This window comes from Brevibacillus laterosporus DSM 25 (genome assembly GCF_002706795.1).
GTDB lineage: Bacteria > Bacillota > Bacilli > Brevibacillales > Brevibacillaceae > Brevibacillus_B > Brevibacillus_B laterosporus.
In genome coordinates, this window is sequence record NZ_CP017705.1 from 1227680 (window position 1) to 1253096 (window position 25417).

A 25417-nucleotide genomic window follows, 5' to 3' on the forward strand; every position below is an offset into this window, starting at 1 on the left:
GATCCCAATGACAACCTCAAAACCACCCAATTTAAGCATGCTACTCATAAATTTCCCTCCTACTCGCCTCTTTTTATAGGGATATGTCACGGTTTCAAAAAAGACTCTAGGTACCTGCCCATTTTCAAACATTTTGGGCTACGAATAAAGGGAGTCCCTCTTTTCACATACTAAGTCTGACATCAGAAGAGAGAGGAGGAACAAATACATTGGCGACTGCCCGTCACTTACTTGGTAACCGCACATTTCTCCTTCTGTTAGTTGCAGCTCTTTTTATGCATATTGCAATCTTTCTAGTGACGCCTATTTTTCCTATTTTTTTGGAAAAGGCCCGGCATTTGCATGCAAGTCAAATTGGTTTCATTCTAGCTATAGCTAGCTTGATGTACCAAATTGGCAGTCTAATTGGTGGATTTTTATGTGATCGTGTGTCACGTAAACTTGTAATGGTAAGTGGAGCGGCTATTCAGGCATGTGCTATGTTTGGCTATAGTGTAAGCCAAACCTTTCTGTTATTTATGCTCTTTTCGGCCCTTAATGGCAGTGGTATGGGTTTATTAGCCCCTGCCATAAAAGCAAAAATAGCTGATGGAGTGAAACAAGAAGATCGAACAACGGCTTTTTCCTGGCGGGGCATCGCAGCCAACATTGGAATTATCATTGGAGGTCTTACGGTTACGTTACTTGCTCTAAGTACGAATCGACTTGTCTTCATTTACGCAGCAGGTGTTTATATTTTATTGACCTTTTTTCTTCTATTTACCTTACCGAAAGCCCGTCAAGAGACGACTAAAAAGGATTCCTTATCATGGAGCCAGTATAAACGTTTATTGGATCATCGTAGCTTTTTGTTTTTCTGTTTGGTTTCTTTGCTAGTCTGGGGATTGTATGCTCAATTTCCGCTTGTTGTTCCGTTACGTGGACAACATATTATGGGAACAGGTGCCAAAGTAGGCTTGATTTGGACCATTAATTCAACCTTTGTGGTCCTATTTCAGGGTGTTATTACCCGCTATATCTTAGAAAAAATTAGTCCTTATTGGGCAATGGTCAGTGGTACCTTGTTCCTTGGTGCTGGCTTATTCGCTATGGGTTTTGCTCATCAGTTTTGGACATTTAGTGCAGCTGCCGTTGTGTTTATTATTGGTGAGATGCTGGCTGTCCCAGTATTCGACAGTTTAGTAGGACATTTTGCTAAACCTCCTCTATTAGGAGCCTATTACGGAATCGGCAACGTAGTCACAGGTATTAGCGGTGCTATAGGTAATGCAGTCGGTGGCTATATGATTGAGTCGCTTGGTGGCATAGGAAGTATGCGACCATGGTATATGTATGGCATTATTACATTAATTTCTGTTGCTATTCTGACCGCTTTTGCTATCTATGCCAACGCCCGACACAAAAAAAAGGGCTCTTCCCCATCTCTACAACCAAAAAAGGAGCGTGCACGATGAATTTTTCAACTGATGATAATAAGTTACAGGGAGCCAGCCTTCTTGATAAAGCACCGTTTTCGTCACTATTGTTTCATATAGAAAATGAAGCTCACGAAGCAATCCTTGAGGAACAAAAAAAATATAAACCTGAGTACAAGTTTTTGTTTTGGGAATAATAAGATTCTGGAAGGAATGATGAGAAGATGAGTATGGATAAAAAACGTTTTTCCAATAACTCCAATGAACGCAGTGAGGCCAATACACAACCAAAGAAAACCCAAGACGATCGTCCAGGCTTTGGTGACAAAAAATTAGAAGGACCAGATCGTCCTTCCACGTAATACAAAGTGGCTTTCCCTTGCCTAATGTTGAGGCAGGGGAAAGCTTTTTTTATGTGAGAAAAACCCTATCCTTGATGAAAATGCTTCCCTACTTCACGACCGATGCTTTACATTCTCAAGCAATCAATACGTAGTCGAACAAAATTTAACCCAACATATAATTAGCAAAAAAGCATCCCTCTTTCTCCTGTAAAAATCCTACAGAATAAAAAGGGATGCCCATGAAAAACTTTTTAGGGATGAAATACATCCTTCAGCTACTTATTGATCGCTTGGACCTGGTATGGAACGTGCATTTCCTGTAATTGTTCAAAGAAATTCTTTTCCTCCTGAAGAGGAATCACTACTAACAAATACTGATTAAAATACGAAACAATTCGATCTAATGCCTGTTCTTTTAGGGCAAAACACGAGAGCTCACCAACATCTTTTAGTTCATAAAAATATTGAAAGCGTTCAGGCGTCATCTTAGCAGTAAAAGTTCGGCTTACAACCGTTTCACCTCGATAATTATCCTGTACATTTTCAGTAGAAGCTCCCAATAGCTTAAGAATTCTCGCTGCATTTCCCCCTACTTTTTCCACCAGCATATTGTCGTTATACTCCACCTCTAAATCAGTAAGATGATTTTGGACAGAATGAAGCATAGCCATCAATACCTTACGTACCACTAAATTCGTCGGAGCAAATTTATGGTCATAAAAATTATATTCCAGTACGGCATCTGTAGCCGTTGCATGGCGATAAAATTTGATGGCATTCATAAAAAATCACGCTTCCTTTCGCATACGCTTACCGGCGACGAGTAGCCTCCAGCGTAGCCCAATCCAACTTTTTAACTAGAGCAAACAGTAGCTTTTTCGCATTTTGATAATCATCTTCATGCATGATAGATGCATGACTATGAATGTAACGAGACGGAATACCAATTACTACCGAAGGAACACCTTTACCATGCATATGGACAGCCCCTGCATCAGTCCCGCCTTGACTAATAAAGTATTGATATTTGATGCCTAGTTCTTCGCATGTATCAATTAACAAATCACGTAGACCAGGCTGCATAATCATCGTACGATCCAAAATACGTAATAGTAGACCATCACCTAATTTACCCATACCGTCTGTCACACCCGGAATATCACCAGCTGGACTAGCATCTAATGCAATAAACATGTCAGGGTCAATCATATGAGCGGCTGTTTTTGCACCACGCAAACCTACTTCTTCCTGTACAGTAGCACCGGCATAGATTACATTAGGATGCTGTGGGTTTTCATGTAATTCTTTTAGTAACTCTAAAGAAAGGGCACATCCATAACGGTTATCCCAAGCTTTCGCCATGAATTTTTTCGGATCAGCCATTTGAGTAAAAGGGCAAATCGGTACGATTGGATGTCCTGGTTTTACACCGACATTAAGAACATCCTCTTTAGAATCACAACCAATATCAACATACATTTTCTTGATATCCATTGGGCGATTGCGCATATCTTCACTTAATACATGTGGTGGAATGGAACTAATTACCCCGATAATCGGACCGTTTTCTGTAATAATTTGAACTCGTTGGGCCAATAATACTTGACTCCACCAACCACCTAATGGCTGAAAGGAAATAAAACCTTTATCAGATATTTGGGTTACCATAAACCCTACTTCATCCATATGCCCTGCAACCATAATGCGAGGCCCTTGTTCATCCCCACGCTTCACTCCAAAAATACTTCCCATATTATCATAGGTGACTTCTTCTGTATAAGAGGAGATATATTCTTTCATAATGGAGCGGACAGGTCCTTCAAATCCCGAAGCACCAGGCGCCTCTGTTAATTTTTCCCATAAATCCAATTGAAATTGATCGGCCATTACCTTGATCCTCCCAAACTGAGTCTTTTTTGTTGTATTCTATGTAGAGACAATTGTATACTTTTCCATTATCGACTACCTGTTAGAGTTATGCAACCATGTAAGTAAGGGAAGCCTGAGGAGTACCCCTTTCATCTGACTTACGTCTAGTTTACCCAGTCACTATCTCCTTATCACATCTTGTGTAATGGTGGAGAAAAAGGTGCACATTACCCTATACAGTAAATAAAAGGATGAACATCTAATGAAGAAAGAAAGATTTGATTGCATTGTTATCGGTGGCGGCCCCGCGGGACTTATGGCTGCCTATTCAGCTGCCAAACACGGAGCCAGTGTCTGCTTACTTGAAAAAGGTGAAAAACTAGGACGCAAACTGATCATTTCAGGTGGCGGACGCTGTAATGTCACTAATGCTAAAGATTTAGAAGAGCTGATTAAACAGATTCCTGGAAACGGTCGATTTATGCACAGTGCCTTTGCCCAATTTAACAATCAAGATATTATCTACTTTTTTGAAGGGATAGGAGTTTCATTAAAAGAGGAAGATCGTGGCCGAATGTTTCCCACGACAGATAAAGCGATTACCGTAGCGAATGCTCTTGTTAGTCAATTAAAACAGGAGGGAGTTCACATCCGTCTGCATGCAGAGGTAGAGCGTGTCCTGTATGAACAAGATGCTTGTACAGGGGTTGAATTAAAAAATGGGGAATTACTGAAGACAAAAGCTGTTATTGTAGCCTCAGGTGGTTGTTCCGTACCGCAAACAGGCTCGACTGGGGATGGATATAAGTGGGCGAAAGCAGCTGGTCATACCATTACTGATCTATATCCCACTGAAGTACCATTGCGAGCAAGCGATGAGATCATTAAACAAAAAACATTACAAGGACTCTCTTTACGCGAAGTCGAACTGACCCTTACTGATCCAAAAGGAAAACGGGTAACTACACAAGAGGGAGATATGATCTTTACCCATTTCGGCGTATCTGGTCCAGCTGTCCTACGGTTAGGACATTTTGTATCTGTTACTCAGCGTAAATTCGGCATCGTTCCTCTCCAATTGACAATTGATTTGTTTCCAGAGCGTTCCATCGACATCATTTCCCAGGAAACATGGAAGCTTTGTGAGGAACAACCGAAAAAAACGATCAAGAATGCATTGAAGGGCTATGTGCCCGAACGACTTATCCCTGTTCTCTTACAGAAAGCAGAGCTAGAAGAAGAAATTACCTTTAGCCATCTCAATAAGCAAAAATGGCAAAATTTCACTCGTCTTCTGAAATCATTCCCGTTAACAATCATTGGAACTCTGTCACTGGAAGAAGCCTTTATTACAGGTGGTGGCATTCATACTAAGGAAGTAGATCCGAGAACTATGCAGTCTAAAAAAGCGACTGGACTATTCTTTGCTGGAGAAGTGCTTGATGTCCATGCACATACAGGTGGATATAACATTACAATTGCCTTTTCTTCTGGCTATGTAGCCGGCTTACATGCGGCTCAATACACCTTAACTAGCTAATTATCCTGTAAAACTATGTATCTTATAGAAAAATAGCAGATTACCATACAATTTTTTAAAATACATGTTTAACTATCTATTTTATTGGGGAATATATTACTAATTGCTCTTCCTCCCAGAAGAGCGTCTCAGAACCCTACTCCCCCTAAAAGTAGTTGGTTACTGATTCTCACACCTCTACTCCCTTTATCTTTATCTTTGGAAGCGTCGATCATTGACGCTTCTTTTTTTGTCTAGATAATACAAAAAAGCACGCCTAAAAAAGACGTGCCTTCCTTTATGATTAGCAACCTACTCTTATAAGATCTGTCCCTCTTGCTAGTAGATTTATTTACGTAATAGCAAAAAGCATCCCACTACCACACATGATACACCCAACAGATAAAACGTATTCGCTCGTTGTTTCATTCGTTTCTCGTTACCTGCAAAGTGGGCGCTCAAGCGTCGGTTCCAGCGTTTGGTTTTAGGCTGGATAGCAACTACTAAACCTGCTCCTATCAGGAAATACGGCATAGGATCAACCATCGGCTAACGCTCTCCTCTTTTTTTCTTACGTAGCATCCAGCGACCTCCGGCATCGTCATCATGATCTCCCTCAATAATTAAGCGGGCTTCTTCTGCTAACTGATACGCTTCGGTAAAATACAACTGACGGAAAGCTTGCTCTGATTTCGTTAGCAATTCATTTACTTGACGATTTAAGCGTCGGTAGCGATTCGTATATTGAATAGCACCCTCTGCCGATTGGCAAGCCGCAATTGTATTTTCAGCCATGTAATGTGTATCCATTAGCTGTTCATGAGCCTCTTCAAGGTAATAAGCAACTTCACGAATGTCATATCGAGTATTCTCCATTCGTAGCTGAATTTGCCCTAATAGACCGACAACTGTATCAAACTTTGTTTTCAAATCATCTGGAACTCCAGGCAAGTAGCTACGCTTAATACGCTGTCGGATACAAATTAATTCACCCGAAATGCGCTCCATCTCATCTAAAATATCATCTTCTGTTTCAATAAATGGTTTTTCCTCAATCTTAACCAGCTTCTCAGATTCGTGTGACATTGGTTTAGGGATTTTCGGCATAACCAACTCATACTCGTGATGCTCTTCTCCGTCCGCTCGTTCCCGCTTCCTATCACTTACATGGGAACGGCTCTTTTGTAGATCACTTTGCAAAGGGGGAGCACTTTTCTTAGCAACAGGTGTTTCCACTGTCACTGTGTCACTTGCCGCGGCTTCCCGGTATGCTACAGTCGTATCCGCCGTCCCAGATGGCTGGATAGCAGGAGGATCTGTCTCTTTCCTCTGTTCTTCATTACTCTGTTCCGCATACTCTTGAATACTTTCCTCTGCATTCTCTACTGTGGCTTCTTGCTGGTCATCAGCGAGCTCTTTGAAAGTATCCTCACGTGTTAAAGTAGATGAATGCTGTACTACTTGCGCCTGATCCGTAGGCTCTTCCCCTTTTTCTCCGAGCACTGCTTGTTCAAGATTGCTATAAATAGATTCCACCTTTAAGACGAATGCTTTTACATGTGTTTGCAACATGTGAAAATTTCCCTCTTCTAAGGCATTTCCAGCAGAGGTCACCAATTGTTTTACCTGCAATAATTCCTCATCAAGAGCCGTTTGGTTCAGGTCATACTTACCACCTAATGCAGTCTCGATATCCTGTTCAAGCTGATGTAATTCTTCCTTCATTTCGGTACGCACTTGATTTACATATGTGGGTAGCTGTTCTAATAAGTTGCTCGTTTCTCTTAAAATTGAATGAGCTTCAAAAGCTACTTCAGCCGCTTTGACATTATCTCCACTAGCAATAGCAGATTTGATTGTTGCCTTCATGTCGGCAATGCGATCCAGATCCGATTTTAGTTCATGGAAGGAAAGTCCATATTCAAGTCTCACATCAGATAATTTTCGTTCCACCTGTTCTAGCATCTTTTCAAGCTCTGGTATGGCTTGCTTATTCTCATTTTTTGCTTGTACCACTTGGGTTGTATCATTTTTAAGGTCTTCTAGTTCATCCTCAATATCATTAAGCATCGATTCGCCTTCAAGAATTAAGCTATTGGCTGCTTTAAAACGGAAACGATCACAAGCTTCATCCGCTTCTATAATCAACATTTCGATATCGGGAATACTGGTTCCAAGCAGCTTTTCCTTACGTGATGCGAGTGCTACATAACGTTCTTCAGTCACTCCTGACACGCGACGCTTATTTTTTTCCACTTCTATTTTTTCAATTTTCTCTAGCAATTCATCTTTCCAATCCTCTAGTTCATCAATATCACGCATGAGGGTACGACGACGCATCGTTAGTGTCATCAAATAGAGGAGTCCTATAAACAAGGCTCCTGCCAAGACAAATACCCACCAAGGTAACCAATTCAACAGCGTATTTTCTTGAGATTCGATGTTAGGGTCTGCGTCAGTCGCGGTCGCTGTTTCCGCAGGCTTTGGCAATTTACTCAATTCATTCTGTACCTCTTTGGCGAACTGAGAGATGCCCTGATCAAATTTATCAGTGTTCTTCCAAGGGTCAAAATAAGCTGTCAATTTTCCTTTTAATAGCTCGGATTTTGCTCCTTGTTGAACAAGCTTAGGGCCCGCATACACACCCAGATCCTTCTTTTGCTTGTCCAACACCATCAACATAGAGTCTTCCTCTAATTTATACTCAGCAAATAGCTTCTGCGCATACTCATCAGGAGACTTTGCTTCTGGCTCAGTACTCTCAACTACAACAACCTTATAAATACCCGGTGTTTGTTTAAGTGATTCTTCAAGATTTTTTCGTTCATCTTTTTTAAAAATCTTTGCTTGGTCTTGTACAATGTCACTCGTCTTCTTAGGAAATGGAGACGCCATTGCCACATTGTGAAAGCAAAGAGTACCGGCAAGACATAACAACAACAGCCTTCTTTTCACGGTTGGACAACCCCTTTACCAACTTGTTTCTCATTCAATCCTGTATGTACTAAGAGGGAACGCAAAAATTGAACGCTTGAGGTGACAAGCCATTCACAAAAATCAGCAGAACCCGGTTCTAAATAATATACTTCACGGACAATCTGTGGATTCAGGTACGGATAGGTCAAAATACTGGAAAGATTCATCAGAACAGCATCAACGCTGACACTCCGAAACTCCCCTGTCTGTATTCCATCTTCTATCACGCTAGCAAAGCGGTGCTTCAATTGATGTATATAGACGGTCATTACTTCTCGTGCGAGCATAGATTCCACACTTAACTCCCGCTGAATCAACCTAGTTACCAACGCATGTTCATGTTGATAAAAAACAAATAACCTTACGATTTTTTCTAACTGCCCCATCGAATCCTGTGGTTTTTCTTTCTCCCATTGTTCCTGTACAATTTTGAAAAAATGATCATAGTAGTGGCTGATCAGCTTTTCCAAAACTCCCTGCTTGCCTTGAAAATGGTAAGAAATTAATGCTACATTAACCTGAGCCTTCTCTGCAATTTGACGCACAGTGGTACGATCATACCCCTGTGAATAAAACAGTGAGGCTGCTGCTACCAGTATTCTTTCTTTCGTGTTATGCTGTTCAGTTCTCATCTTTATCATCCTCAGGCTACTTCTTCTCCGTTTTTTTCCTACTACAGATCCAAGCCACATCTCAACTTACCTAAAATGGCAATCATCAGCAAAAAACGTAGTGTATGAGCGTGAAATTCTCATAAATCATGTCCCATTGTAGCCTCTTAGATGGTGATTGATGGTATAACTTCGAATATACCGAGCCATCAGAATAATACAAAAGCCTCTTTGTTTTGCCCTTCATTCATCTAGCAAAAAAGGCTGCTGTTCCACTTTTTTTAGCCCAATCAAATGTCACGTAACGAGCCATAAAAAAGCTGAGAGTAGCCCCTATAGTCGCAGACAGCCACCTAATAAAAAACCGGGTATCCCGCCAAATATCAGAACATTTACACCTGCAATCAAAAAAATAGGGGACAAACGGAAAGAAGGTTTGTAGAACGGTGATAAAACAGCTTACCACAAGCACCTAAATGCCAAAAGATTGTATATAATGAGCAATACGTTGCAGATCACCTGTACGTAACACGTTACCTAACTTAGTCTGAGTTAATAAAAAAGGACTAGTAGAAGTAAGCGTAGCGGAAGAATGATTTTGATCATCCATCCAGCTTTCCTATCCTTGAATAGGAACTCATTTATTATAGTACAGATCGGCATGCAAAAAAAGGGTACTTCCCTGTTCTTTCGACAATAAAAGCTATGTATAAGATTACTTTATTACGAGCTCCTTACTCACTCTCTCTACTTAGAAAGACGCATGATAGGAATGAGAGGATTCATTTCAATAAAAAGTCCTTACCCGCTTTGTCTAACAGGAAAGGACTTTTACTGAAGGAAAGGTTTATAGTGAATAATAGAGAACGCCCTCTTTGCTTTGTACATGTACCTGATGAACCATCACCAATAAATCAATGTGTCCCAAGGTTTCAGAAATAACGAGCGGTAATTCCTTGAGATAAAGAAGGGGAAATAACAGGACAGCTAATTCAAATGCAGTCTTTGGGCCATCAAGCAAAAATCGACGAATAGCATTGGTACGTTCCCAGGTTTTCTGTAATCGTTCAAAAATGAGCTCACGACTATTCTCGATCGGCTCCCCATGTCCAGAAACCACCAGTTTAATATCCATCGCCGCACACATCTCCAATGCGGTCCGATATTGCACCAATGTTAGTGGTCGAGTCGTACTCCGATCTTGTGGTGGTTCAATAAAAGCATTTGAGGAAATAGAAGAGATCAAGTGATCGCCTGCTATTAATAATTGATCAGAGGCCCGGTACAGGGATAAATGAGATTGAGAATGTCCTGGTGTAAACAACACTTGCCACTCTGGAAAATGAGGCAGAGCTTGCTCATGCACAAGTGATTCTTCCACTGTGCTTTTTTCTTGGAAGATTGCCATCGTGCCACGAAATTTTTCTACAATCGATAGTAGTTTCTCTGGTAGGCCACACTCTTTATACAGAGCAATAAAAAATTCATCATGAAATTGCATGAACTCCTCATCTTGTTCTACATATGGGGCTGCTAGAGGATGAGCATACACCTTTGCTTTCGATATGTTCTTTACTTTCTCCAATTGTCCAATATGGTCCACATGGTGATGTGTAAGCACGATTTGCCTAACGTCTTCCACACGATATCCAATCGTATTTAGTCCATTCTCTAGACTGATCCACGCCTCTTCTGTTAACGGACCCACATCTACCAACGTGATACATTCTTGGCCTTCAATCACATATACGTTCACATCTCCTACAGAAAATGGAGTGGGTATCGGAATTTGATACACTCCCCTTGCAACCTCTGTCGTAGTCTTTGACAATCTATTTTTTTTTGATACGGCAGACATTCTATCTCCCCCAGATTTTTACAGATAGCATTTTCTCATCGCCTACCATATTTTTCTTGATTCACTCTTTCTTACCTGATTTCGCCCCTCTTGCTTTGCTTTATATAAAGCGACATCTGCATCGTGAAATAGTTCTTCGGCTGAACGATTTTGTTGAACATCCCTACTCCACATAGCAACTCCACTGGAAACCGTAACACTTGGTTTACTTTCTTGCTGTATACGGATGCGAATTCGTTCTGCTATTTTACTGGCTACCAGCACATCAACATGTGGTAGGTAGATAGCTATTTCTTCTCCACCCCATCTTGCTGGAATATCGCTGTCTCTAATACAGTTTTTAATAACAGAAGCTACCTTATACAAAATTTCATCCCCAACAAGATGACCATAGGTATCATTAATTTTCTTAAAGTAATCAATATCGATTAAAATTAAGGAGCCCTGTTCATCAGCAAGTAAGGATTTTTTCACATTTTCATTTAAGTATCTACGTGTAAAAAGCCCTGTTAAATTATCGGTAATAACCATACGCTCCACTTCACTTAACAATAGAGCATTCGTAATAGCTAGGCTAGTATGTTGTCCAAATAGTTCGAGTAATTTATAGTCATCATAGGTAAAGAAATTAGGCTTATGATCTGCCACCAGTAAGAGTCCTGATACTTCTGAATCTTGTAATAAAGGCACCCCATCACAGAATCATAAGGAAACAAATGATGAGGTAGATTAGTAAAGCAGTCTAAAGAAGGCAGAATTTTCCGCTTATCAATTAAAATCTCAGCAATCGGTGTAGCTGAAATAGGTACTAATTGTCCGATCTGATCGCTCTTCGATGAAGAGATGATTTGCATTCGCTCACCGTCTGGTGCTTTTTGTAGGATAGCAGAATAACTCACATTAAATGTTCTGTGCAACATCTTAGTCACGAATTCAAGTATATCTATCATGTTTAAACTACGATTAATCTGCTGGGCCATCTCATTGATTAAACGTAACTCACGGACCATGTCACGTGATTGCTGATACAACTGAGCGTTTTCAAAAGCGTTACCTGCTGTTTCCGCTAAAATAGAGATATATTCGGTCTCTTTAGAAGACAAATTAATGATTTCATGCGTTGCTAATTGAAGGATGCCATAAATCCCTTGTCTACCATGCAATGGAGCAGCGACAAAAGTAATCGCTTGCTCTTCTATGATCTCTTGACCCATCATTAGTTTTCCTTCAAGGTAAGCCTGCTGGCTGACCTGATTATGTTGTTTTTGTAAAGAGAAGGTCTTGATGGGTAAATTTGTTTCCATTTCCATAGTAAGATACAATTCCGCTGAAAAATACGGATATAATTGCTTTATGCTTGCAAGTACTCCAGCTAGTACATCGTTTACATCAATCGAGGCGTGAATTTGTTTTGTCAGTTGATAAAGAAGTTCTTTCTTTTGACTTTCCCGCAAGATATCGTGCATGTGCAAAGTCCTATGCAACTGATGGCTAACCTGCTCCCCAGTCGTATGTAGCATCTCTATATCCAATCTGTCTAGACATTGCTCTTCTTTATCGGATACATGGAGAATGAGTGCCGCGATTGGTTCTTCTTCCACATAGATTGGGTACATCGCAACGCACGAGTCTTCTTGATAAACCTCTGCTTTTTTAGATACAAAGCAGTTTAATACCTGATGTAATTTGGACCCTGTATATACAGCGGGATCTGTTGTGAAACGTTCTTGGGGCAACAAAAAACCATTTTCATCCAATTTAATAAGCGAACAATGCCCCCTCCCTACCGTAGCATGTAAACCGTTAACAACTGTCTTCATAAATGGGGTGGCATCCTTACATTTGCTTGCTTCCACTACTATTTCACTAGCCATACGCTGAATAAACCCTTTATACCCAAGCGAATATAATCCTTTTACCATTTCACCGTAGGTTTGTATATTGACCACAGCTTCCTCTACGCAAGTAAGAATACCCGCGATCGCATGTATGTCATCTGGTTGAGGACCTAAGACTTGCAACAGCCATTCGTAATCACCACACTCAGTAGTAACTCGCTCCTTACTAATCACCTGACCGCTCTTCCAAGCCTCAGGTATCTCCTGTTTAACTAAATCCTCCATGGCATCTTGAAAAAAAGTTGGAGGCAAATGTGCCGGGAGTGTTCCCAATTCATAGGTAGCGATTACACCACGCTCTGGAGTAGCAAAGAAAAGGAGCCCTGGTGCTTGTATGGGCCAAGAAGGCAGAAAAAAGGGAACAACGCTATCAAATAATTTACCTACTGTTCCTATTTGCGTTCGTGTCCGCAATGCTGATTCCTTCTTCCTCTATATTAATCGGTTATGGTTTCCTCTAGGTGGTCAACTCGACTTATCTCCATAACTTTCCACGATTTATTCTCCACATGCAGAATGGTGATTCCGGTATTGCCAATTTTAGTGATGCCCGTACCAAGTTGGCCATCTGTAATATAATGCAGAAAAGCATTAATCAGTCCCCCGTGGCTTACCACTGCAATTTTTTGGCCAGGATGTTGCTCAATTATTTCGCCTAGGACGCGATCAGCCCGTTCTTGCATAGCATGATAGGATTCGATCCCGCAGATAGACTGATGTGGCTCAACCTCTAACATATCTTTTTGTACATCAGCAAGGTGGCGCCCTTCCCAATCGCCATAGCAACGCTCACGCAATCCGCGTACTTTCGTTACAGGAACAGGAATCTGTTGATGTTCTCCTACACGTTTCGCCGTCTCAAAGGCACGTTTTAAGTCGCTTGAGTACACATGAGTAAAGCCTTCTAAGGCAAGTCGGTTCGCTAGCTTTTCCGCTTGCTTATACCCCAGTTCGTTTAAATCGGTATCCGTATGACCTTGTATTTTCTGTATATGATTCCAATCCGTTTCTCCATGTCGGATTAAGTATACGATGGTTTCCATGTTAGTAAGACACCCTACTTTCCTTGCATGAATATGTACAATTTAATTATAATGGATATAATCACGAGATACTAGAATCTTCAAAATCTAATAACACATTTTTCCTATTTTTTAATTTCCACTGAAACGCTCAAAACTCCTCTTTCGTTTCACCCTTTATAGAACGCCATCATGACTTCCTTGTGGTACTTACCTCCTTGTTGATTCCGTTATATATATGGCAGTTCCATGTGCTTACATTACCTATTTCAGATTTAGGAGGTTTTATTTATGCATTCATGGATACGTTCAGTAGGCTTGCTTAGCATATCAGGAGTATTATTTCTTCCGGGATCCATGGTTGAGGCTAAAACAACACAAAAATCAACTCAACAGTATGTCCAGCCTGTAGCTCACAATGTTAACCAGTCCAAATTAACAAAAGAACAAGCCTTCTCTCTTGCGTCTGAGTTCGTAAAGGAATGGCCTAGCATGAATCCAGTTCTTAGTGATAGCTCCTTTAAGTCCAATGAAGATACTGATTCGTCTCCCACTTGGAGCTTTACTTGGGAGAGTAGTGACAACATTGATCGAAGAAAACCGTACTTCTTACTAGTAGAAATTAATGCAAACTCAGGCGAACTAATCAACTATTCTTTTTCGCACCCTTCTCTCTTAGCGACGAAAGGAAAGGAACCTATCTCACTAGAGAAAGCTCAACAAGTAGCGGAAGCGTTTCTACGTAAGCATGCCGGTAAGAAATTATCAAGTATTTCATTGAAGCCCACTCCTGTTTCAGATGACAGAACAGCACTCACCTCTACAGAATATTATTTTACATACCAAAGACAAATTAATGGAATACCATTTCCCGAGGATTCCATAACAGTTAGAGTCAGCCCTAATGGAACAATTGTATCCTACTATTTTACATGGAGTGAAGATTTGAATTTCCCTCCTGATTCAAAAAAAATATCTCTTGAAGAAGCCACCAAAACTTTTAAAGAAAGCCCTTTTATTACTTTAAGATACAACGTACCTTATCCTAAGGAAACTGAAGTAACTGAGCCTCAATTAATCTATGATTATGACAAGAAACTAGCCATAGATGCGAACACAGGTAAATTTTTAGAAGAACCTTCTTCCCTTATTTCAAGCAATCCCGACAAACGTTCACCTGTAGTCGACAAACCACTGCCTCCTTTGCATAAAGGAACACCATTGACGCAAGCCCAAGCAATCGAGCTAGCAAAAAAATTAATGTCGTTGGAGAACTGGAAGTTAACACAAGCAAGCTATCAGAAAAATATAGAGGAAGGGAGTTCCTGGGAACTATCCTTTGAAAAGAAAAAGCAAAACGATAGGATTGACACAATTTCTCTCACGATTGATGCAAAAAACGGTAACGTACTAAATTACACCCTCCTCCCTTCTTTAGAGGAGAAAATGAATGAAGATACAAACAAAACTCCAATAGCTCCAGAAAAATTACAAAAGCTTGCTATAGATACTGTACAAAGACTAGCTCCTTATAAAGCTCAATCCTTATATTTAGATACGGTTGATCATGAAGATGAACCAAGATATGACGGTACTATGAAAAGTTCTTTTAAGTTCCAGCGCTATATTCATGGAATAATCGTTTCAGAAGGTGCAGGTGTCTACCTAGATCAGAAGACTGGGGAATTACTTTCATTTTACTCAACAATCAGTCAAGATAGCTTCCCCCAAAAATTACCGACTTACCTCTCCCTAGAAGAAGCAAAAGAAAAGTGGCTTCAACAACTGGAAGTAAAATTAACTTATCAAATGAACGAAGAGGATAATAGTGAAAAAAAACAACAAGCGTCAAATTCACAACCCTTGACCCTTACTTATACATTACAACCCTCTAACCAAAAAAACTATACGCTAGACGCAGTCACTGGTAAGTGGATTAATTTTTATACAAATAAACCCGTTGAGGTAAATCGCACAGAACCAGAGGATTTACATAAGCTTCCTACTGACAGGCAAAAAGCATTACGGATTATGTACGAATACAACGCAATCGAACTTATAGATGGACAGATAAAGCCTAAAGAACCCATAAAACGCAGTGAGATAATCAAGATGCTAGTAGCTATCATTAGCAATGTTAATTATGATGATGATTTTATACCTAAAAAGCCTAGCTTTCATGATGTACCCACTAGCTCCCCTTACTTTGGCGCTATTGAGTATGCCCTTGAACGCGGATACATTTCTCCTTCCCAAAACAAGACCCTACAACCAGAAAAACCGATTACTAGAGCTGAATTAGCAGAATCGTTCACCCGAGCCTTAGGCTATCATTCCCTAGCTGAGTTGCCTAATCTCTTTGTAGCATCTGCCACAGATACAGCCAATGTAAAGGAAAAGGGTTCTATTTCAATCGTCACCGCACTTGGTATTATGGAAACGACTAATCAAAGCTTTAAGCCAGATGCACCAGTGACTCGTGAAGAAGCCGCTATCTATTTCCAAAAATTCTTAGAGGCTTACAATAAAAAGGCGCCTGAAGAATCTCTATTTATTAAGTCTCGGTATTAGTCTTATAGCTAAGCTTGATTTTGCCAGCTAATTCCGACTGCTATTCTAAGACATTCTCTTGACTTTACCTAGAGCCAACATATAGAATAAGAGTTATGTTTGAATAGGGTAGCATTGATTGTAGGTAAAAACAGAAGGAATACGAGGCTTGCCTTTTAGTTTCACCCCCTTTGCCTTTTGACTGCGGCTGTTTTTCAAGAGGAGCACGATGCGGAAACGCTACCGTCTGAAGTTCGTGTATGAAGATGAAACTTGCCTTTTGGAAGTAAACACCTACGAATCCAAATTAAAGGAGAATGAGCATATGTCTCGTTATACAGGACCACGCCACAAGCTGGCTCGCCGTCTAGGTATCTCTCTAGATGGAACAGGAAAAGATCTTAAACGCAACTTCGCACCAGGACAACACGGACAAAGCCGCCGTAAATTGACTGAGTACGGTATTCAGTTGCAAGAAAAACAAAAACTACGTCATATGTTCGGTGTAAACGAAAAGCAATTCCGTCGCACTTTCGAACACGCTCAAAAAATGAGAGGCGTATTGGGTGAGAACTTCATGAAGCTTCTTGAATCCCGCCTTGATAACGTAGTTTTCCGTATGGGCTTTGCTGCAACTCGCCCAGCTGCTCGTCAGTTGGTTAACCATGGTCACATGACTGTTAATGGTAAAAAAGTTGACATCGCTTCTTACCGCGTACAACCAGGAGATGTTATCACTCTTCGTGAAAAATCTCGTGGCCTTGCTATCGTGAAAGAATCTTTGGAAGCTCGCTCTTTCGTACCAAACTACATCACTTTCGATGATAACAAAGTAGAAGGTACTTTCACACGTCTACCAGACCGTTCTGAAATGCCTGCTGAAATCAACGAAACTCTGATCGTTGAGTGGTACAGCCGTTAGTCTTTACTTGGAAACATCAAGCTCCACATCCTTTGGGTGTGGAGCTTTTTTATGGTTACACGACAATGTTCGATAAAAAAACGCTTTCTTTCCCTCAGGCCTATTGCGTATTTAAAAGCTTGGCTGTTGGTAGCCACCCCTGATGTAATGTCAGAAAACATCAAAATTTAGAGGAATAGACTAGTATTTCGAAACCTTGACGTTACATTTGCGTCAATTATTAGGAAGAGCTTTTCGTTCATGCAACAATAACTTATCAAACGCAGAATCTAGTATAGAAGAGCTGTTTCTACAAGAGGTACGTTCAGCTTACTCTGCGTTCTATTTTTCCACACTGAATATAAACAATACCAGGTGTGGATATTATTCTGACCTAAAAACGCCATCATTCTTGGTTTTCGGTCATTTTCCAGCCAAATTATCTATGGCTCGACATGATTCTACCCCAGTATTTTTACTTATGGTATAATGGGGCTGATCTTTTAAGGGGGAAAGGACGTATATGCAGAATAAAGATGCTTCTGCCAAGAGGCCTAGACGTAAAATAGGGCAACGCGGCAGAAAGAAGCACCCTGTGCAAGCAGTTCTTGCATTCTGTTTTTTGTTAGGATTTATGGGGCTGTTTCTCGTAGGTGGGGTTGCTACGGGCTACATAGCTGCTCTTGTGAAAGATGAACCGGTCCGAAGCAAAGAAGAGATTCAAGAACTCTTGTTTAGCAAGTTTCAAACAGGGTTTGCCTACTATCAAGATGGTTCCTTGATCGGTCAGCTTCGAGCCAAGGGAGAAGATCGCCGGATGGTCAAAATTTCGGAGATTTCACCCGCACTCATTAACGCCATCATTGCCACAGAGGACAAGTATTTCTATGAACATAGTGGAATAGTTGTTCAATCTACCTTACGTGGAACCATTCAAGAGCTTACTAAACAAAGTGTTGTAACAGGTGGTAGTACGCTTACACAACAATTGATTAAACGTACCATCCTCTCACCTGAAGTAAGCCATAAACGAAAAGCAAAAGAGATTCTTCATGCCATACGAATTGAAAGAATGTTTAGCAAGAATCAGATTTTAGAAGCTTACATGAATGACGTTTATTTTGGTAAAGACGCCAATGGCTCTAACATTTATGGCGTTCAAGCAGCCGCAAAAGGGATTTTTGGCAAAGATGCTAGCAATCTTGATCTAGCCGAGGCCTCTTATTTAGCTGGACTTCCGCAAAGTCCTATGGCCTACTCTCCTTTTAATAAAGAAGGGTACCGTCGTGGACTAGAGCGCCAGAAAATGGTGCTAGAACGAATGAGAGAGAACAATTACATAACAGCTGCTCAACAACAACAGGTTCTCTCCACTAATTTACAAGCACATCTCGCCAAACCAGAAAAACGTGCGTACGCAGAGCACCCATTCCTCATGATGGAAATAGAAGAACGTACAGCTGAGGTTCTGTTGGACCAAAAGCTATTAAAAGACGGTCGTGATAAATCACAAATTGGCCGTAATGAATATCGTCAGCTTCTAGAGGAACAACGACGTCAGATTCTACAAAAGGGCTATCATGTGTACACGACTGTGCACAAAGAAATCAATACCGCCATGGAAAAGATCGCTGCCAATCCAAAAAACTTTGGTAGTAATCGTACATATTATGTAACACGTGGTGGAAAAAAGGAAAAGATCGAAAACGCCCTAGAAGAAGTAGGCGCTACGCTCATTGACAACAAGACAGGTGCCATAATCGGCATGATGGGTGGGCGTGACTTTAATGTTGAACAAACCAATCACGCAACCGCACCACGACAGCCTGGTTCAGCTATGAAACCAATTGCCGCATATGCGCCGGCACTTGAGCTGGGTCTCTTACAGCCTGGTAGCCCGATTGACGATTCACCTGTACTATTGGCAGATGGCAGCAAAGGTACTCACTTGCCACTTAACTGGGATCGTAAATACCATGGGATGATGAGTGCTCGTGAAGCTCTGCGTCAATCCTGGAACGTACCAGCTATTAAAACGTATTTGAAAGTCGGAATTCCGACCGCCTTAGACTATGTGAAAAAAATGGGTGTCACCACACTGGTCGATAGTGATAATTATGCGGCTACCGGAGTTATCGGTGGGCTAGCGTATGGTCTCAACAGTGAAGAAATTACCAATGCATTTTCTACGTTTGCTAACGATGGAAACTTTGTAGATGCCTACATGATTCAAAAAATCGTGGATAGCCGTGGAAATACTGTTTATGAGCACAATGTCTCACCTGTTAAGGTATTTAGTCCACAGACCGCCTACCTGATGACAGACATGATGCGTACTGTCGTTAACTCTGGTACAGGTGCTTCTGTACAACGATATGTACCAAAAGGTGTAGATATTGCCGGAAAAACGGGAACTACCAACGATTCCTTCGATCTTTGGTTCGTAGGCTACACACCGGATGTTACCCTTGGTGTATGGACAGGCTATGATGTTCCAACTACCATTCCTGGTTCGGCACAACGCCGACCAATGGAAATTTGGGGCAAGGTGATGACAGAGATCTTTAAAATTGATCCAAAAGTGGCCGATAAATCAGCGAAGTTCAATAAACCAAGCGGTATTGTCAGCGCAACAATTGATAGTAAGTCCGGCTTATTACCAAGTGAGCTATCTAAACAAACCGGCCACGTTATTACCGATTTGTTTAATCAAAGATTCGTACCAACCAAAGTGGACGATTCTCATCAAAAAGTCCGTGTCGTTCAAGTCGGTGAAGTTCTCTATCTAGCTCAGGAAAATACACCAGATGATTTTGTTACAGAGGGCGTCTTCTTTAAGAGTCCAGAGCCTCTTCCATCCTCTGATCAAATTTCCGCAAAAAATAGCAAGGTTGGCACCAAACCGGCGGATTGGGCAGAGCGGATGCCAGAAAAAGAAGATCCACGTGTAGCAGTGGATGGTACACCTTCCGCTCCAGCAGGCGTTACTACTGCTCGATCAGGTAGTGGCACTACCCTTACATGGAATGCCAGCCCAGAGGAAGATGTACTTGGCTATCGTATCTATCGCGCAAGTGTAAACGGCGGATTTGAAAAAATCGCAACCGTTAAAGACCCAAAAACAACAAGCTATACGGATACTGGCCGTAATGACCATGGTTATTATGTGACAGCTGTTGACCTCTCAGGCAACGAGTCCCAAGCTTCTTCTACGTCAGGTGGTGTGGACGGAAACATAGTTATCCCAGGTGATAGTAATCCACCTGTACAGCCAAACCCTGACCACAATCAACCAGGCACTGAAGTGGACCCTATTGTTCCACCTGATAACGGTCAAACTACACAACCACCAGTAGCTACAAGCGCACCTAGTAAAATTCAAGGTGTTAGTGCTTCTAAAACCGCAGATGGAATTAAAGTTAGCTGGAAAAAAGCGCCAGAAAAAGATCACATTACTGCATACAACGTTTACTATGCTATGAATGGCACAACCAACTATCAATTGATGGATTCAGTAGCCGAAACAAGCTTTGTATTAACTACAAACGAACCTGGAGGTAGTTTTTACATCACTGCAGTTAATACCTATGGTGAATCTGCTCCCTCAGCTCATGCAAAAGTAAAATAAATAACCATCTAAAGACTGTTGGGGTATCCCCCCAGCAGTCTTTTTTCCATCCATGACAGATTCTTGAATTTTCAAAAAGATAAGACTCCTTTTGTATGGAATAAGATATACTAAGCATGAAGATTCGTGGGAAGCGATGGTGAGGCCTAGTGATTCATAGGAAAACATTTTATCAAAAAGAAGTATGGGTTAATAATAACCAAATTATAATTGAAGGCCCAGTTTGCTCTAAAGACTTGGCTAATATGGAATTTGATGAAGGCTTAAAAGCATTTCGCTCTCCCAAACAACAACACGAAGCTCTAGTTGAAATTGCTGACCTACCCGAAGGACGAATTATTGTGGCACGCCATGAAAATGCAGTCTTGGCTTACGTCACCTTCCTACATCCTGACCCACTGGAGCGTTGGTCCATGATTAAAATGGATGATTTACTTGAGCTAGGAGCTATTGAGGTAAGCTCAAAGATACGTAAGGGTGGTATAGCAAAACAGATGCTAGAAGTGGCTCTTATGGACGATGCATTGGAAGATTACATTATTTTATCAACCGAGTACTATTGGCATTGGGATTTACAAGGAACAGGATTAAGTGTCTGGGACTATCGCAAAGTGATGGAGAAATTGATGGGGAGTGTTGGTATGATGTGGATGGCCACCGATGATCCCGAAATTTGCTCGCATCCAGCAAACTGTCTAATGACTCGAATCGGTAAACGAGTTCCTCTTGAAAGTATGACTACCTTTGACAGCATGCGTTTTCAATCACGTTATATGTATTAAGAATTTATACTCTTGATTGAAAGGAGTTTGTCTATGCGTTTAGAAGATTTTATGCGCAAACAGGTAGTCACAGCTACCGCAACCACAAGTATACGCGAAGCATTAGCCCTCTTAAAGCAAAATCGCATTCGCCATCTACCAGTCCTAGATAATCAAATTCTTGTCGGAATCGTCTCCGACCGAGACCTACGTGATGCACTCCCCTCTTCTCTATACGCCAGATCCGATGACCATATTATCATGACCAAACCAGTACAAGAGATTATGAATACAGAGGTTATAACCGCTCACCCTCTTGATTTTCTTGAGGAGGCTGCCAAAACCATGTACGAGTACAAAGTGGGGTCATTGCCAGTGCTCGAAGAAAACAAATTAGTTGGCATTGTTACAGAATCTGATATTTTATATAAAATGATTGAACTGTTTGGTGTAAACAAAGCAAGCTCTCAGATAGAAATAGAAGTAGAAGATCGCTACGGTGTGTTAGCGGAGGTAAGTCAGGTTATTCGTGAATCTAAAGTAAATGTGAGCAGTGTTATTGTATTTCCCTCAGCCACAGAAGGTAAAAAAATTCTGGTTTTTCGAGTGACAACCATGGATACTCGCACGGTGACAAGCATGTTACGTGACAAAGGCTTTCATGTACTCGACCCGATCAGGGGGGAATTCCTACGTGACTAGTACCCCCCGTCTAATCTATTCAGCTGACTATACCAAATATTTTTTTCATGAGGAACATCCCTTTAATCAAAGACGTCTATTACTCACATATGACCTCATGCAAGCTTATGGATTACTAACTTCAGAAAATATTATGGCTCCACGCCATGCCACCGACGAAGAATTACTGCTCGTACATGATCCACGATACCTAGAGATAGTGAAGCGACAGGGTACCCAACAAGAAGAATTACCGCTTGCACCAAGCTATGGCTTAGGTACCGAAGATGTCCCCATATTTGAAAATATGCATGAAGCCACATCTCTTATTGTGGGAGGAACTATCTCGGCAGTCGATATCGTGATGAATGGACAGGCGGAACACTCCTTTAATCCTGCTGGTGGGTTGCATCATGCCTTTCGTGGGAAAGCATCCGGCTTCTGTATTTACAACGATTGCTCTGTAGCAATCGCATACATACGCAAACATTGGAATGCCCGCGTCTTGTATATTGATACAGATGCCCATCATGGTGACGGCGTTCAATGGGCCTTTTATGACGACCCCAATGTCATGACGATCTCCCTGCATGAGACAGGAAAATATCTTTTTCCAGGTACAGGAAATGTAACGGAGCGTGGAGATGGCCAAGGCTTTGGTTATTGTGTAAATGTACCACTTGATGCTTTCACCGAAGATGACTCTTTCCTAGAAATTTACGAAGCCCTCCTCCCTAGAATCGCACATGGTTTTCAACCTGATATTATCATTACTCAAAATGGTTGCGATGCCCACAACTACGATCCCCTCACACATTTGAGTTGCTCTATGCGTATCTATCAGCACATCCCCCGACTTGCCCATAAACTAGCTCATGAGTTATGTCAAGGAAGATGGGTAGCCGTTGGCGGTGGAGGCTATGATATTTGGCGTGTTGTTCCTCGTGCTTGGACTCTACTATGGAGCGAGATGACAGATCAATGGCTATCAGACGGTCCACTTCCCACTGAATGGTTACAAAAATGGCTGCCGTACAGCCCCTTGGAGTTACCTACCTGTTTGTTTGATGATGTGAGTACTTTCATGACGATTCCAAGGCGTGGTGAAATTAGCGAAAAAAATCGTCTATCTTTGGGAAAAGCAATCTTGCATGCTCCTCATCGGTGACTTACTATCTTAACTTTCCTATTTTTCTCTAAAATTCAATCTCTTTAAGAGGAAAGATTTTTACGTATCCTTTCTAAAAAATAGGAAGAGGTATGCAGATACCGCATACCTCTTCTCTTACCATATCGATAGCACCTACACTATTACACTACTAAACGGATAGTATTGCCAAACGGATCTTTCGTAATCATTATCCCGTTTTCTCCTTTGATGGATGCCCCGAAACTTTTCACCTGCTGAACCATTCTTTCTCTCGATTCCTCGTCAGGTAATACCAGCGTATAAGATTGTAATCCAACGCTATTCGGACTTGGCGCAGATGCTCCAGCGCTTACCCATGTATTCAAACCGATATGATGATGGTATTTTCCTGTTGATATAAAGAGTGCCTGGCTCCCATATCTAGATACGACTTCAAACCCAAGCCCCTGTGTATAAAATTCCTCTGCCTGCTGTAAATTCGCTACCTGTAAATGGATATGTCCCATGATCGTACCACTTGGTAGTCCTTTCCAGTTTTCTTCTTTATTCTCTTGCAAAAGACCTTCGATATCCAAGGGTTCTGTGCTCATTCCTACAGAGTCGCCCTCCCAAACCCATGTTTCAGATGGTCGATCTACATAAATTTCAATTCCATTCCCATCAGGGTCTGCTAAATAAACGGCCTCACTAACAAGATGATCAGAAGCTCCCTGTAACGGATAGCCTTCTTGAAGAAGATGTAACAGAGTATTAGCCAAATCAGCACGGCTAGGAACTAAGAGTGCGAAATGATATAATCCTGTCTTCCATGGTTCTTTCGGTGCTACATTATCTGGCTGCTCAATTGTTACCAGTGGTGTTTTTCCATTAGCAGTAAAAACTACTTTTGTTTCCGTACGATCGAGAATCTGAAATCCCAACATATCTTTGTAAAATGCTATAGAACGCTCTATATTTTCGATGATAAGATGAACCTGACTTACAAATGTATATGGATAGCCATGGAAATTCATTCTTTCCAACCCCTTTTGCTCATATATGATCTTACATTTTTTATTATTAATTAAAAGTAAGTTGATTACTTATTGTAAGTATACAGAATAACAAAGTTCTTGTCAATTTATTATCTATCGTAACGTACCAAGAGGGATTCTCCCACTCCGATCGGAAAGGAAAAACGGATTCGTACGATGCATGAAGCATACGATACAAATCCGCTTTTGTAATGTAAGCGATCCTTACTAGTAAGTATGAATGAATCTGCTTATTTTTATGTTATTTTGATTTCCCTAACATTTGTAAAATACCATCAGGCTGGTAGCCTTTTACTGCTTTTCCATTCACTACAGTAACAGGAACCCCCATAAATCCGAATGCCTCTACTTCTTCCTGATACTGACTACTGCTCATGACATCTCTTACTTCATAAGAAACTGACTTCTCATCTAGCATTTTTTTAACCATATCGCACTCAATGCAGCCTTTTGTGGAATAAACAATTGCCGTTGATTGACTCATTCTTATTAAGCCCCCTCTTTTTCCATAGTATGAAGCATATTACTTACCATTTGATAGGAACGCTTGGAAGCGAGTTGCGTAAATTCAAGGAAATTAACTTGTGCAGAACCATCTGCACAATCAGACATCGCTCGTACAATAACAAAAGGCACCTCGTTCATGGAGCATACTTGAGCGACTGCTGCACCTTCCATTTCCGTGCATGCTGCTTGAAATGTTTCCGATAATTGTTGGACTTTTTGACGATCTGCAATGAATTGATCCCCTGATAGGATACGTCCTGTAACAATCTGAATATCATCTTCTAACTGACGACCCGCATTCATTGCCAATTCCTTTAATTTATCATCTGCAATCCAACACCATGTTTTCTCATAAGGAATCTCCCCAGGTTTGAAGCCAAGTGAAGTAGCATCGATATCATGCTGCATACAATCTGTGGAGATAACGATGTCACCAATGTGTAAATCAGGATGGACAGCGCCTGCCACACCAGTAAAGATCACCTGACTCACCTGAAATTCTTGAATGAGGATTTGTGTGCAGACAGCAGCATTCACTTTACCTACACCCGACTTGCAGAGCACTACTTTCTTCCCCTGATATTCACCTATATGATAAGTTATACCCGCTTTTGTTACGGTTACTTTATTTCGCATGTCTTCTAAATACAGAGCAATCTCTTCATCCATCGCTCCCATGATTCCGATAATCAT

23 protein-coding genes are annotated in these 25417 nt (G+C 41.1%); 10 read left to right on the forward strand and 13 right to left on the reverse strand.

Annotation, left to right across the window (positions count from 1 at the left end; translation table 11 throughout):
• Positions 1-209 precede the first annotated feature (209 nt).
• The 3 genes from BrL25_RS05985 to BrL25_RS24705 are packed head-to-tail and all read left to right on the forward strand — an operon-like array spanning position 210 to position 1777.
• Positions 210-1454, forward strand: a complete 1245-nt coding sequence (locus tag BrL25_RS05985; RefSeq protein WP_018672746.1) for an MFS transporter — start codon at positions 210-212, stop codon at positions 1452-1454.
• On the forward strand, positions 1451-1612 hold the full coding sequence (locus BrL25_RS25125; RefSeq protein ID WP_018672745.1) for a hypothetical protein: 162 nt from the start codon (positions 1451-1453) through the stop codon (positions 1610-1612). Before BrL25_RS05985 ends, BrL25_RS25125 begins: the two co-directional genes overlap by 4 nt.
• Positions 1613-1639: 27 nt before the next feature.
• Complete coding sequence (locus tag BrL25_RS24705; protein WP_018672744.1) at positions 1640-1777, forward strand: hypothetical protein; 138 nt, start codon at positions 1640-1642, stop codon at positions 1775-1777.
• Positions 1778-2034: 257 nt separating this feature from the next.
• Here the strand turns inward: BrL25_RS24705 and BrL25_RS05990 are convergent, their stop codons facing one another.
• A complete protein-coding gene (locus BrL25_RS05990; protein ID WP_018672743.1) occupies positions 2035-2541 on the reverse strand; it encodes a hypothetical protein in 507 nt (168 codons plus the stop codon).
• 28 nt (positions 2542-2569) lie between these two features.
• Positions 2570-3646, reverse strand: a complete 1077-nt coding sequence (locus tag BrL25_RS05995; protein ID WP_018672742.1) for a M42 family metallopeptidase — start codon at positions 3644-3646, stop codon at positions 2570-2572.
• Between the two features lie 244 nt (positions 3647-3890).
• Here BrL25_RS05995 and BrL25_RS06000 point away from each other — a divergent pair, with 244 nt between their 5' ends.
• The gene (locus tag BrL25_RS06000; protein ID WP_018672741.1) at positions 3891-5168 is read left to right on the forward strand and encodes a BaiN/RdsA family NAD(P)/FAD-dependent oxidoreductase; all 1278 of its coding nucleotides are present in this window, start codon (positions 3891-3893) and stop codon (positions 5166-5168) included.
• A 327-nt stretch (positions 5169-5495) separates the two neighbouring features.
• Here BrL25_RS06000 and BrL25_RS06005 read toward each other — a convergent pair whose 3' ends face one another.
• The 8 genes from BrL25_RS06005 to BrL25_RS06030 form a co-directional block, all read right to left on the reverse strand.
• A complete protein-coding gene (locus tag BrL25_RS06005) occupies positions 5496-5693 on the reverse strand; it encodes a hypothetical protein (RefSeq protein ID WP_018672740.1) in 198 nt (65 codons plus the stop codon).
• Positions 5694-5696: 3 nt separating this feature from the next.
• On the reverse strand, positions 5697-8102 hold the full coding sequence (locus BrL25_RS06010; RefSeq protein ID WP_018672739.1) for a septation ring formation regulator EzrA: 2406 nt from the start codon (positions 8100-8102) through the stop codon (positions 5697-5699).
• Positions 8099-8755: a forespore capture DNA-binding protein RefZ gene (refZ, locus tag BrL25_RS06015; protein WP_018672738.1), complete on the reverse strand. Its 657-nt coding sequence runs from the start codon at positions 8753-8755 to the stop codon at positions 8099-8101. The genes BrL25_RS06010 and refZ overlap by 4 nt, the downstream gene beginning before the upstream one ends.
• A gap of 451 nt (positions 8756-9206) precedes the next feature.
• On the reverse strand, positions 9207-9344 hold the full coding sequence (locus BrL25_RS24710) for a hypothetical protein (RefSeq protein WP_018672737.1): 138 nt from the start codon (positions 9342-9344) through the stop codon (positions 9207-9209).
• 237 nt (positions 9345-9581) lie between these two features.
• Positions 9582-10592 carry an MBL fold metallo-hydrolase gene (locus tag BrL25_RS06020; RefSeq protein ID WP_018672736.1) on the reverse strand — a complete coding sequence of 337 codons (1011 nt, stop codon included), beginning with the start codon at positions 10590-10592 and terminating at the stop codon, positions 9582-9584.
• Positions 10593-10634: 42 nt separating this feature from the next.
• Positions 10635-11240 carry a GGDEF domain-containing protein gene (locus BrL25_RS25510; protein WP_236848094.1) on the reverse strand — a complete coding sequence of 202 codons (606 nt, stop codon included), beginning with the start codon at positions 11238-11240 and terminating at the stop codon, positions 10635-10637.
• Positions 11162-12904 (reverse strand): GAF domain-containing protein, encoded by a 1743-nt coding sequence (locus tag BrL25_RS06025; RefSeq protein WP_236848095.1) that lies wholly within the window; start codon positions 12902-12904, stop codon positions 11162-11164. Before BrL25_RS06025 ends, BrL25_RS25510 begins: the two co-directional genes overlap by 79 nt.
• Before the next feature lie 23 nt (positions 12905-12927).
• Positions 12928-13533, reverse strand: a complete 606-nt coding sequence (locus tag BrL25_RS06030; protein WP_018672734.1) for a histidine phosphatase family protein — start codon at positions 13531-13533, stop codon at positions 12928-12930.
• Positions 13534-13803: 270 nt separating this feature from the next.
• Here BrL25_RS06030 and BrL25_RS06035 point away from each other — a divergent pair, with 270 nt between their 5' ends.
• The 6 genes from BrL25_RS06035 to BrL25_RS06060 all read left to right on the forward strand — a co-directional run bounded on the left by BrL25_RS06035 (position 13804) and on the right by BrL25_RS06060 (position 23201).
• On the forward strand, positions 13804-16083 hold the full coding sequence (locus BrL25_RS06035; protein ID WP_018672733.1) for a YcdB/YcdC domain-containing protein: 2280 nt from the start codon (positions 13804-13806) through the stop codon (positions 16081-16083).
• Positions 16084-16387: 304 nt separating this feature from the next.
• Positions 16388-16984 (forward strand): 30S ribosomal protein S4, encoded by a 597-nt coding sequence (gene rpsD, locus BrL25_RS06040; RefSeq protein ID WP_026315256.1) that lies wholly within the window; start codon positions 16388-16390, stop codon positions 16982-16984.
• Between the two features lie 502 nt (positions 16985-17486).
• On the forward strand, positions 17487-20591 hold the full coding sequence (locus tag BrL25_RS06045) for a penicillin-binding protein 1A (protein ID WP_018672731.1): 3105 nt from the start codon (positions 17487-17489) through the stop codon (positions 20589-20591).
• A gap of 149 nt (positions 20592-20740) precedes the next feature.
• Positions 20741-21373, forward strand: a complete 633-nt coding sequence (locus BrL25_RS06050) for a GNAT family N-acetyltransferase (RefSeq protein WP_018672730.1) — start codon at positions 20741-20743, stop codon at positions 21371-21373.
• A 33-nt stretch (positions 21374-21406) separates the two neighbouring features.
• Entirely contained in the window at positions 21407-22054 is a 648-nt protein-coding gene (locus tag BrL25_RS06055; protein ID WP_018672729.1) for a CBS and ACT domain-containing protein, read from the forward strand.
• A complete protein-coding gene (locus tag BrL25_RS06060) occupies positions 22014-23201 on the forward strand; it encodes an acetoin utilization protein AcuC (RefSeq protein WP_187350143.1) in 1188 nt (395 codons plus the stop codon). The genes BrL25_RS06055 and BrL25_RS06060 overlap by 41 nt, the downstream gene beginning before the upstream one ends.
• A 143-nt stretch (positions 23202-23344) precedes the next feature.
• Here BrL25_RS06060 and BrL25_RS06065 read toward each other — a convergent pair whose 3' ends face one another.
• The 3 genes from BrL25_RS06065 to BrL25_RS06075 form a co-directional block, all read right to left on the reverse strand.
• Positions 23345-24196, reverse strand: coding sequence for a VOC family protein (locus tag BrL25_RS06065; RefSeq protein WP_018672727.1), 852 nt, complete (start codon positions 24194-24196; stop codon positions 23345-23347).
• A gap of 262 nt (positions 24197-24458) precedes the next feature.
• A complete protein-coding gene (locus BrL25_RS06070) occupies positions 24459-24701 on the reverse strand; it encodes a glutaredoxin family protein (RefSeq protein WP_018672726.1) in 243 nt (80 codons plus the stop codon).
• Between the two features lie 5 nt (positions 24702-24706).
• Complete coding sequence (locus BrL25_RS06075; RefSeq protein WP_018672725.1) at positions 24707-25417, reverse strand: 5'-methylthioadenosine/adenosylhomocysteine nucleosidase; 711 nt, start codon at positions 25415-25417, stop codon at positions 24707-24709.